This is a genomic window from Pseudomonas sp. SJZ080 (assembly GCF_007828295.1).
GTDB lineage: Bacteria > Pseudomonadota > Gammaproteobacteria > Pseudomonadales > Pseudomonadaceae > Aquipseudomonas > Aquipseudomonas migulae_A.
Genome location: NZ_VIUK01000022.1, coordinates 1 through 10,646, shown reverse-complemented (window position 1 = coordinate 10,646; position 10,646 = coordinate 1). Strand labels below are relative to the sequence as shown.

At 59.8% G+C, this 10,646-nt stretch carries 7 protein-coding genes and 1 other RNA gene; 6 read left to right on the top strand and 2 right to left on the bottom strand.

Features of this window, described 5'->3' with window-relative positions; translation table 11 throughout:
• Nucleotides 1-62: 62 nt before the first annotated feature.
• Complete coding sequence (gene lptG / locus FBY04_RS24225; RefSeq protein WP_084323859.1) at nucleotides 63-1,124, bottom strand: LPS export ABC transporter permease LptG; 1,062 nt, start codon at nucleotides 1,122-1,124, stop codon at nucleotides 63-65.
• Complete coding sequence (lptF, locus tag FBY04_RS24220; protein WP_145317403.1) at nucleotides 1,117-2,235, bottom strand: LPS export ABC transporter permease LptF; 1,119 nt, start codon at nucleotides 2,233-2,235, stop codon at nucleotides 1,117-1,119. The genes lptG and lptF overlap by 8 nt, the downstream gene beginning before the upstream one ends.
• A gap of 417 nt (nucleotides 2,236-2,652) precedes the next feature.
• On the opposite strand from lptF, the gene FBY04_RS24215 reads away from it, so the two are divergent.
• The 6 genes from FBY04_RS24215 (at nucleotide 2,653) to rlmF (ending at nucleotide 10,528) form a co-directional block, all read left to right on the top strand.
• The gene (locus FBY04_RS24215) at nucleotides 2,653-4,143 is read left to right on the top strand and encodes a leucyl aminopeptidase (protein WP_084323861.1); all 1,491 of its coding nucleotides are present in this window, start codon (nucleotides 2,653-2,655) and stop codon (nucleotides 4,141-4,143) included.
• Nucleotides 4,144-4,219: 76 nt separating this feature from the next.
• Nucleotides 4,220-4,648 carry a DNA polymerase III subunit chi gene (locus FBY04_RS24210; protein ID WP_084323862.1) on the top strand — a complete coding sequence of 143 codons (429 nt, stop codon included), beginning with the start codon at nucleotides 4,220-4,222 and terminating at the stop codon, nucleotides 4,646-4,648.
• Between the two features lie 8 nt (nucleotides 4,649-4,656).
• Nucleotides 4,657-5,058, top strand: coding sequence for a DNA polymerase III subunit chi (locus tag FBY04_RS24205; protein WP_145317400.1), 402 nt, complete (start codon nucleotides 4,657-4,659; stop codon nucleotides 5,056-5,058).
• A gap of 469 nt (nucleotides 5,059-5,527) precedes the next feature.
• Nucleotides 5,528-5,933, top strand: a transfer-messenger RNA (tmRNA) gene (ssrA, locus tag FBY04_RS24200).
• Between the two features lie 500 nt (nucleotides 5,934-6,433).
• Nucleotides 6,434-9,280: a valine--tRNA ligase gene (locus FBY04_RS24195; RefSeq protein ID WP_145317397.1), complete on the top strand. Its 2,847-nt coding sequence runs from the start codon at nucleotides 6,434-6,436 to the stop codon at nucleotides 9,278-9,280.
• Nucleotides 9,281-9,505: 225 nt separating this feature from the next.
• Nucleotides 9,506-10,528 (top strand): 23S rRNA (adenine(1618)-N(6))-methyltransferase RlmF, encoded by a 1,023-nt coding sequence (gene rlmF / locus FBY04_RS24190; protein ID WP_145317394.1) that lies wholly within the window; start codon nucleotides 9,506-9,508, stop codon nucleotides 10,526-10,528.
• Nucleotides 10,529-10,646: the final 118 nt, after the last annotated feature.

The window sequence follows — 10,646 nt, the reverse complement described above, 5'->3', positions numbered from 1 at the left end:
CCGCCGAGCACCCATCGCCAGCAAGCCGGCTCCTACAAGTTCGTGTGTTTTATAGAGTGCAATCAACCGGCTCGGCGCAGCAGGAAGACACCCGCCAGGGCGCATACACCCGCTGGCACCAGCACCGCAAACAGCGGCGAGAAACCGAACACCAGACTCGAAGGCCCCAGCAGATCCTGGACGATGCGGAAGGTGAAGCCCACCAGCACGCCGGTGAAAACCCGCTGACCGAGGGTCACCGAACGCAAAGGTCCGAAGATGAAGGAGATCGCCATCAGTACCAGCGCAGCGGTGACCAGCGGTTGCAACACCTTGACCCAAAATGCCAGCCAATACCGGCCATTGTTCAGGCCCTGATCTGCCAGGTAGTGGATGTAACCCCACAGACCGGTGATCGACAGCGAATCCGGCGACATCACCACGGTACTGAGCAATTGCGGGCTCAGCGCCACGTTCCAGCGCTCGACCGGCGCCGTCACCACTTCGGTGCTCTTGCCATGGAACAGCGTGGTCGTGACATCGCTCAACTGCCAGTGATCCTTGTCGAACTCCGCACGCTTGGCGAAGCTCGAGGACAGCATGTGGCGCTGATCATCGAAACGATAACGGGTCACGCCGTACAGCAGACCGTTGGGTTGCACCGAGTTGACGTGGATGAACTCGTCACCCTGGCGGTGCCACAGGCCATGCTTGGCGCTTTGCGCATCGCCACTGCCCTGAGCCAGCGAGCGATTGGCCTGCGCCGTGCTTTCGGTTGCCGGCGCGATGTACTCGCCGATCAACAGACCGACCAGCATCAACACCAGCATCGGCTTCATCACCGCCCAGACGATTCGCCCAACCGACACGCCCGCAGCGCGCATGATGGTCAGTTCGCTGTGGCTGGCCAGACTGCCAAGGCCGATCAGGCAGCCGATCAGCGCCGCCATCGGCAACATGTCATAGAGACGGCGCGGCGCCGTCAGCAGGACATAGCTCAACACATCGACCAGGGTGTAGGTGTCGCTGGCATCACCCATCTCGTCGATGAAGGCAAACAGCGTCGCCAGACCGAGAATGATCCCCAGTACCGCCAGGATCGCGATGAAAACGCTGCTGCCGATGTAGCGATCGAGCTTAACCACGGGCCACCTCCAGCGCGCTGCGGCGACTTGCCCGTCTCAACTGCAGAGGTTCCCAGTAGAGCAAGCCCAGGCCGATGGCCAGGAAAATCGCGTGAACCCACCACAGACCTAGCGCGGGCGGGATCTTGCCCTTTTCGAGGGCGCCGCGAGCGGCAATCAGGATGCTCAGGTAAGCCATATAAAGAAGAATCGCCGGCAGCAGCTTGAGGAAACGGCCCTGGCGCGGATTGACCCGCGACAGCGGCACCGCCATCAAGGTCACGATGAAGACCAGCAACGGCAACGACAGACGCCATTGCAGCTCGGTGCGGGAGCGCAGGTCGTCACTGCCGAGCAAGGAACGGGTGGGCATCGCATCACGGTCGGTGACTTCGTCGCTCACGTCCGGTTTAGGCAGCAATACGCCGTATTCTTCGTACTTGATTGCACGGTAGTCCGCCTGTCCCGGGTTGCCGTCGTAGCGATAGCCATTGTCGAGAATCAGGTAGCGGTTGCCATCGGGGCGGATTTCCTGACGGCCCTTCTCGGCCACCAGCACGGAAATCCCGCGGTCCGTCTTGTCGGACGAGACGTTCTTTTGCGAAATGAACACGCCACCGAGGTGGATGCGATCATCCGACAGCGTTTCGGTGTAGGTCACCCGGGTTCCGTCGCGCAAGGCCTGGAAGCGACCAGGCTCAAGGGTATCGAACTCGGTCAGGGCGTCCTGCTTGTTCAGCAGCAACTGGAACTGATTGGCGCCTTGTGGCGCGAGGCTCAGGCTCAGCCAGGCCACCACCAGCGCAACCAGCGTGGCCGGAAACAGCGTCATGGTGAACAGGCGTTGCTGGCTCATGCCGGTGGCCGACAGCACGGTCATTTCGCTTTCGAGGTACAGGCGACCGTAGGCCAGCAGAATCCCGAGGAACAGGCCAAGCGGCAGGATCAGCTGCAGGAAACCCGGCAGACGAAAGCCCATGATCAGGAACAGCGAGCCCGGATCCAGAAGGCCGGCGGCCGCCTGGGCGAGGTATTTGATGAAGCGCCCGCTCATGATGATGACCAGCAGCACAGCGCTGACGGCGCTCAAGGTCAACAGGACTTCGCGGGACAGATAACGGAAGACAATCAAACCAGACACTCCAGGGTTGTCAGGCTAAGGCGGCCAAACAAGCAAACGTATCAGGCAGCCCGCAAGACAGAGCCGCCGAAAAAAGTTGGCGCATTATCCTGTGATTGGGTGCGCCTGTCACTGCGCAATGCGCTGGCGCAAGGCTATGCAGGAGCGAGCTTGCTCGCGATGAGCATCAACGATAATGCGGGAAGCCTGACACCCCACGGCGCCCTCAGGTTTTTCGCAAGCAGGCTCGCGCCTACAGGGGCGCCAAAACATTGAAGATCGTACAACCGAGGGTTGTCAGGCTCGGGGACCGAGGTTCAAACTGCGGCCTTTGTCGCAAGCCGTGACTTGCACCTTTCTATTTATGAGCAGGCTCGAGCAAATACCGTCGAGCCCTCGCGTGTTACCCATTAATTCAGGGACCCGGACATGGAACTGGTTGTAAAAAGCGTTAACCCGCAAACGTTGAAAACCGCCACTCTGGTGGTCGCCGTCAGCGAAGGTCGCAAGCTCGGTGCCGCTGCCAAGCAGCTCGACGAACTGAGCGGCGGCGCGATCAGCGCTGTGCTCAAGCGCGGCGACCTGGCCGGCAAGGTCGGCCAGAGCCTGCTGCTGCACAGCCTGCCGAACCTGAAAGCCGAGCGCGTGCTGCTCGTGGGCGTGGGCAAGGACGAAGAGCTGGGCGACCGCCCGTTCCGCAAAATCATCGCCGGCGTCCTCAGCACCCTAAAAGGTCTGGGCGGCAGCGATGCCGTGCTGGCGCTGGACGAAGTCGTGGTCAAAGGTCGCGACAGCTACGGCAAGACCCGTCTGCTGGCCGAAACCCTGGTGGACGGCGAATATTCCTTCGAGCAGTTCAAGAGCCAGAAAGCCGAACCTCGCGCCCTGAAGAAAATCACCCTGGTGACCATCAAGGCCGCCCAGGCTGAAGTCGAGCGTGCCGTGGCACACGCCACCGCGATCGCCAACGGCATGGCGTTTACCCGCAACCTGGGCAACCTGCCGCCAAACATCTGCCACCCGACATTCCTCGGCGAACAAGCGAAGAACCTCGGCAAAGAATTCAAAACCCTGAAAGTCGAAGTCCTTGATGAGAAGAAGATCAAGGAACTGGGCATGGGCTCGTTCTACGCCGTAGGCCAGGGCAGCGCCCAGCCGCCGCGCCTGATCGTGATGCAATACAACGGCGGCAAGAAATCCGAGAAGCCGTACGCACTGGTCGGCAAAGGCATCACCTTCGACACGGGCGGCATCAGCCTGAAGCCGGGCGCCGGCATGGACGAAATGAAGTACGACATGGGCGGCGCCGCCAGCGTCTTCGGTACCCTGCGTGCCGTGCTCGAATTGAAGCTGCCGATCAACCTGGTGTGCATCCTTGCCTGCGCCGAAAACATGCCGAGCGGCAACGCTTCGCGTCCGGGCGACATCGTCACCACCATGAGCGGCCAGACCGTGGAAATCCTCAACACCGACGCCGAAGGCCGCCTGGTGCTGTGCGACGCCCTCACCTACTCCGAGCGCTTCAAGCCGCAAGCCGTGATCGACATCGCGACCCTGACCGGTGCTTGCGTCGTTGCACTGGGCTCCCACACGTCGGGCCTGCTGGGCAACAACGACGAATTGATCGGCCAACTGCTGAGCGCCGGCAAGGCTGCCGACGACCGCGCCTGGCAACTGCCGCTGTTCGATGAGTATCAAGAGCAGCTGGACAGCCCGTTCGCCGACATCGCCAACATTGGCGGCCCGAAAGCCGGCACCATCACCGCCGCCTGCTTCCTGTCGCGCTTCACCAAGAACCTGAACTGGGCGCACCTGGACATCGCCGGCACGGCCTGGACCAGCGGCGGCAAGGACAAGGGCGCCACTGGCCGTCCGGTTCCTCTGCTGACCCAGTACCTGCTGGACCGCGCCAAAGCCTAACCCTGTAGGAGCGAGCTTGCTCGCTCCTACAATTCCCGGGTCAGCTCCTGTCGCTGCCCTGGGCTCAGGAACCGCAATGACCAAAGTCGACTTCTATATCCTGCCCAGCGCCGATCCCTCGGCGCGGCTGGATTTCGCCTGCAAGCTCACCGAAAAAGCCTGGCGCATGGGCCACCGCATCTACCTGCATTGCAGCGATGCCGCCCAGCGCGACGATCTCGATGCGCGCCTGTGGGCCTTCAAGGGCGAAAGTTTCGTGCCTCACGGTCCCGCTGAAAGCGAGCCTGAGGGTTTGATTGTGCTGGGGCTAGGCGATGACTGCGGTCAACATCAGGACCTGCTGGTCAACCTTGACCTGAAAGCCCCGGCGTTTGCCAACAAGTTCGCCCGCGTGGCGGAAGTGGTGGTGGAAGATCCGACGATTCGTGCGGCTGCGCGGGAGAGTTTCCGTTTCTACCGCGAACAGGGCTATCCTCTGCAAGATCACCGTTTACAGCGACTCTGAGCATTCCGATGGACACTCCAAAACCGCTGCAAAAGTCCGCGCACCTGCTGGACGACCTCGAGTCGATCCGCCAATTGCTCGGCGATGACAACCTGCAACCGCCGCTGCTGACCGACACGGTCGAGGACGGAGACCAGGAACAGATTCCGATGTTGTTCGACACGGTCAGCGCCAGCCAGACCACCGTCGAACCGACACCCACTGCCGCTGCCGCAGCCGCAACCGCGCAACCGGCACCTGCTGCCAGCAAAGGTCCCGACGACCTGCTGCACCTGGACAGCGAACTGCGCGCCGCCGCACAACTGATCATGCAAGACGTGATCGACGACTTCGCCCCGCACATCGAAACCGAAATCAAACGCCGCCTCAGCGCGCGTCTTGAGCGGTTGTTGAACCAGTACAACGACTGAACCTTCTGCAGGAGATTCCATATTTGGGGAGTCCCAAATATGGAGTCTGGCTATCGATACTGGCACTCCTGATCGCGCACGATTGGGAGAACTGCAAAATTCCGCTCGGCAACTCACCTTTTTCCAATAGGAGACTGAAGTTGAGTCCCGCCATTTCATCGAAAAACCCGATCCCGATACAACCCCGATAACGGGCGCAGAATCGTGCTCTCGTATAGGTACGTCTTTCACGCGGGGGTCACTGCAGCCCGTACTTGGGCGCACATATCACCCAATATCAAATAACTCTCAAGAGCTCTCACTGGGGAAGCGAACTCCCTATACAACTATTCGAATTAATGGTTTATTCTCACAACCAATTACCGCGCCCACCAACTAAAAATCTTTCAAAAAACGCTCAACAACCAACAAATAAATCTGTTGATTATTTATCCATCCCTTCTTATATTCGCCCTGCCTTAGCGCACTTGGGGCCGATTAGGATTCGACGCTGGTAACAAAACTCTAGGGGCATGCCGAGTGGGTAACAGCACTCGTAAATCCACTGTTACATACTTGATAGTTGCCAAACTTGCCAACTACGGTGCTCCTGCAATGAACGATTCCTCCTTCGAGGAAAAGATCTACGCCTAAGCACTTCTGGCTGCCTCGGCGCCAGCAATCACCAGGGGATTTCTGTAAACCCGACCTGATTGTCATATAGAACAGAATCGCCGCGTAGTGTGCTATGGACGTAACGGCTAAATATTACACAGCTCGCCCTTAGCACCCTGCCCCTCGGGCGGCGACGGGTTAACTTAATTGAACGGGCTAAGCATGTAGAACCGACAGCGGAGTACTGGCGGACGGGGGTTCAAATCCCCCCGGCTCCACCAAACGAAGTAGTTACTTCACCCCTTTGCTGACAAAACGTCATTGGCAGCAAAACAGGTCACCTAGAGAGGTGGCCGCCAGGTCATCAGAAGTGATGACCGATCTAAAGCCATCCTCAGGGGTGGCTTTTTTTTTGGTTTTTTATCGTGCTTGAGGCACCAAAAAACAAGTACGACTATCTGATTGATAATGTGCGCATGAGCAAACACATCAACTAACAGAGATAGTTATTCCCGACACAGTTAACTACTTTTTCTTTTTTGGAAGGTTTGTCTGCCGTCTTGGTCAAACCTGACGGCGATACGCCACCCATCTGACGCCCGAAGCTATCTGCGTCCTTTACAGAGGTTGATGTCAAAAGAACGCCCCCACTCATCCCCCCATCACAAAAGCTGGCCTGCACATTCTCTCCGCGCCTGTCCGCCCCCGCTCGCCCTGTGCCCCATGCCCCGCTATACTCGTCGGCTTTTCCTGAATTAATGCCAATAGGGTCCCGCCGCGCATGGATAAGACCTACCAGCCGCACGCCATTGAAACTTCCTGGTACAACACCTGGGAGTCTGAGAATTACTTCGCCCCGCAAGGTGCGGGCGAGTCCTACACCATCATGATCCCGCCGCCGAACGTCACTGGCAGCCTGCACATGGGTCACGGCTTCAACAACGCGATCATGGACGCCCTGATCCGTTTCCGCCGCATGCAGGGTCGCAACACCCTGTGGCAGCCGGGCACCGACCACGCCGGTATCGCCACGCAAATGCTGGTGGAACGCCAACTCGAAGCCCAGGGCCAGAATCGTCACGACCTGGGTCGTGAGAAATTCCTCGAGAAAGTCTGGGAATGGAAGGATCAGTCCGGCGGCAACATCAGCCGTCAGATCCGCCGCCTCGGCTCGTCCGTAGACTGGGGCCGCGAGCGTTTCACCATGGACGACGGCCTCTCGGAAGCCGTTAAAGAAGCTTTCGTGCGCCTGCACGAAGACGGCCTGATCTATCGCGGCAAGCGCCTGGTCAACTGGGACACCAAGTTGCACACGGCGATTTCCGACCTCGAAGTGGAAAACCACGACGAGAAAGGTTTCCTGTGGAACCTGAAGTACCCGTTGGCCGACAGTGCCAGGACCGCTGAAGGCAATGATTATCTGATCGTCGCGACCACTCGCCCGGAAACCATGCTCGGCGACGCCGCCGTAGCGGTTAACCCGAACGATGAACGCTACCAGGCCCTGATCGGCAAATTCGTCGAGCTGCCGCTGGTCGGCCGCCGCATTCCGATCATCGCCGACGATTACTGCGACCCTGAATTCGGCACCGGCTGCGTGAAAATCACCCCGGCCCACGATTTCAACGACTACGAAGTCGGCAAGCGCCACAACCTGCCGCTGCTGAACATCTTCGACAAAAACGCCGCCGTACTGCCAGCCTGCCAGGTGTTCAACCTCGACGGCACACTGAACGAAAGCATCGACGGCAAGATCCCGGCCGAATACGTCGGCCTCGACCGCTTCGAAGCGCGCAAGCAGATCGTGGCTGCGTTCGATGCTGCCGGCCTGCTGGTCAGCGTCAATGATCACGCGCTGAAAGTGCCGAAAGGCGACCGTTCCGGCACCATCATCGAGCCTTGGCTGACCGACCAGTGGTACGTGTCCACCAAGCCGTTGGCCGAACCTGCGATTGCCGCCGTTGAAGACGGCCGCATCCAGTTCGTGCCCAAGCAATACGAAAACATGTACTTCTCGTGGATGCGCGACATCCAGGACTGGTGCATCAGCCGTCAGTTGTGGTGGGGCCACCGGATTCCGGCCTGGTACGACGAGTCGGGCAAAGTCTACGTCGGTCGCGACGAAGCCGAAGTGCGTGCCAAGCACAACCTCGGCCCGGACGTTGCGCTGCAACAGGACAACGACGTTCTCGACACCTGGTTCAGTTCGGGCCTGTGGACGTTCTCCACGCTCGGCTGGCCTGAGCAGACCGAGTTCCTGAAGAAATTCCACTCCACCGACGTGCTGGTGACTGGCTTCGACATCATTTTCTTCTGGGTTGCCCGGATGATCATGCTCACCATGCATCTGGTGAAAAACGAAGACGGCACGCCGCAGGTTCCGTTCAAGACCGTTTATGTGCACGGTCTGGTGCGAGATGGCCAGGGCCAGAAGATGTCCAAGTCCAAGGGCAACGTCCTGGACCCGCTGGACATCATCGACGGTATCGAGCTGGAAGATCTGGTGAAGAAGCGCACCTCCGGCATGATGCAGCCGAAACTGGCGAAGAAGATCGAAAAGCAGACCCGCGACGAGTTTGCCGACGGCATCGCCAGCTACGGCACCGATGCCCTGCGCTTCACCTTCTGCTCGCTGGCGTCCACCGGTCGCGACATCAAGTTCGACATGGGCCGCGTCGAAGGCTACCGCAACTTCTGCAACAAGATCTGGAACGCCGCGCGCTACGTGCTGGACAAGGGCGAAGACTGCGGCCAGAACGGCGAAGCCTTCGAGCTGTCACTGGCGGATCGCTGGATCATCTCGCAGCTGCAACGCACCGAAGCTGAAGTGACCCGTCAGCTCGACCAGTTCCGCTTCGACCTGGCGGCACAAGCCTTGTACGAGTTCATCTGGAACCAGTATTGCGACTGGTACCTGGAACTGTCCAAACCTGTGTTGTGGGACGAAAACGCGCCGGTCGAACGTCAGCGCGGTACACGTCGCACGCTGGTTCGCGTACTGGAAGTCGCGCTGCGTCTGGCGCACCCGTTCATGCCGTTCATCACCGAAGAAATCTGGCAGCGCATCGCGCCGCTGGCCGGTATCGAAGGCAAGACGATCATGCTGCAGCCCTGGCCAGTGGCCAACGAAGAGCGCATCGATCCGGCGGCCGAGAACGACATCGAGTGGCTCAAGGAACTGATGCTCGGCACGCGCAACATCCGTGGCGAAATGAACATCGGCCCGGGCAAGCCGCTGAACATTTTCCTGAAAAACGTCAGCGCCGAAGATCAGCGTCGTCTCACCGAGAACGAAGCCCTGTTGAAGAAACTGGCTCGCCTCGAATCGATCACCGTACTGGCTGCCGGCGAAGAAGCACCGCTGTCCGCCACCGCGCTGGTGGGCGAGATGGAAGTGCTGGTGCCGATGGCCGGCCTGATCGACAAGGACGCCGAACTGGCGCGCCTGGACAAGGAAATCCTGCGTCTGCAGGGCGAAGTCCAACGCGTGGGCGGCAAGCTGTCCAACGCCGGTTTCGTCGACAAGGCCCCGGCCGACGTCATCGAGAAGGAACGCGCCAAACTGGCTGAAGCTGAACAGGCTTTGGGCAAGCTGGCCGAGCAGCATGCGCGGATTGCCAGTCTGTAACGGCAGATCGCAATGAAAAAGGGAGGCCAGATGGCCTCCCTTTTTCATTTCCCACGGTCCTGTAGGAGCCGGCTTGCTGGCGAAGAACGATAACGCGGTCTTTCAGAAACACCGCGTCGCCCAGATCGCCAGCAAGCCGGCTCCTACAGAAACGCGCACCGCGTTGTGACGACAGATATGGGACAATACCCGCCACTTTTAGCCATACCCGAATCGACCACGCCCATGAACGCCCCTCGCACCCCCCGCCCTGCGCGCAAAAAGCCTGACTCCGCCACCCCGGCCAAAACCGTGGAACCGCGTGAAAAGGCCAGCCTGCACCCGCGCAATCGCCATCAGGGTCGTTACGACTTCCCGGCGCTGATCAAAACCACGCCGGAACTGGCGAAATTCGTGATCATCAACCCGTACGGCAAGGAAAGCATCGACTTCGCCAGCCCGGACGCGGTGCGGGTGTTCAACCGGGCGCTGCTCAAGTCGTTCTATGGCATTGCTCACTGGGACATTCCGGCGGATTACCTCTGCCCGCCGGTGCCGGGCCGTGCTGATTACGTACACTTTTTGGCCGACCTGCTGGCCAGCGTCAACGACGGCGAAATCCCGCGCGGCGCGCCGGTCAAGGTGCTCGATATCGGCATGGGCGCCAACTGCGTCTATCCGTTGATCGGTTACAGCGACTACCGCTGGCACTTCCTCGGCTCGGAAATCGACCCGACGGCGGTGGCGGCAGCCAAAGCCATCGTGCAGTCCAACGGATTGAACAAAGCCATCCAGTTGCGCCAGCAAAGCAATCCCAAGCACATCCTGCTGGGCCTGCTCGAGCCGGGCGAACGCTTTGACCTGACCATGTGCAACCCGCCGTTCCACGCCTCTATGGACGAAGCGACCAAAGGCAGCGAGCGCAAATGGCGCGCACTGGGCCGCGCCGACCCGAAACGCAAACTGCCGGTATTGAACTTTGGCGGGCAATCGGCGGAATTGTGGTGCGAAGGCGGCGAAGCGCGTTTTGTGACGCAACTGATCGCCGAGAGCGCGCATTTCCAGCACAAAGTGCTGTGGTTCAGCACCCTGGTCTCGAAAGCCTCGAACCTTCCGGCGATTCAGACGGCGCTGAAAAAGGCCGGCGTGCTGGAAAGCCAGGTCGTGGAAATGTCCCAGGGGCAGAAGCAAAGCCGCTTCGTGGCCTGGACCTTCCAGACCAAATCCGAACAGCAGGTGTGGCGCGAGCGTTGGGCGCGTAAAAGCTGAGTAAGGCTATTTCTGACCTGTGAAAATCAAATGTGGGAGCAACTGTCTTCACCCTGCCATTCGTCACCGCCATTCGGTGCCGTCTCTCAGCATGGCATTCAGTCTGATCAGTAATATT

Excerpts from the sequence above, each read along its gene's own strand:
- FBY04_RS24215 (WP_084323861.1), top strand. The coding sequence starts at position 2,653 with ATGGAACTGGTTGTAAAAAGCGTTAACCCGCAAACGTTGAAAACCGCC.
- FBY04_RS24210 (WP_084323862.1), top strand. The coding sequence starts at position 4,220 with ATGACCAAAGTCGACTTCTATATCCTGCCCAGCGCCGATCCCTCGGCG.
- FBY04_RS24205 (WP_145317400.1), top strand. The coding sequence starts at position 4,657 with ATGGACACTCCAAAACCGCTGCAAAAGTCCGCGCACCTGCTGGACGAC.
- FBY04_RS24195 (WP_145317397.1), top strand. The coding sequence starts at position 6,434 with ATGGATAAGACCTACCAGCCGCACGCCATTGAAACTTCCTGGTACAAC.
- rlmF (WP_145317394.1), top strand. The coding sequence starts at position 9,506 with ATGAACGCCCCTCGCACCCCCCGCCCTGCGCGCAAAAAGCCTGACTCC.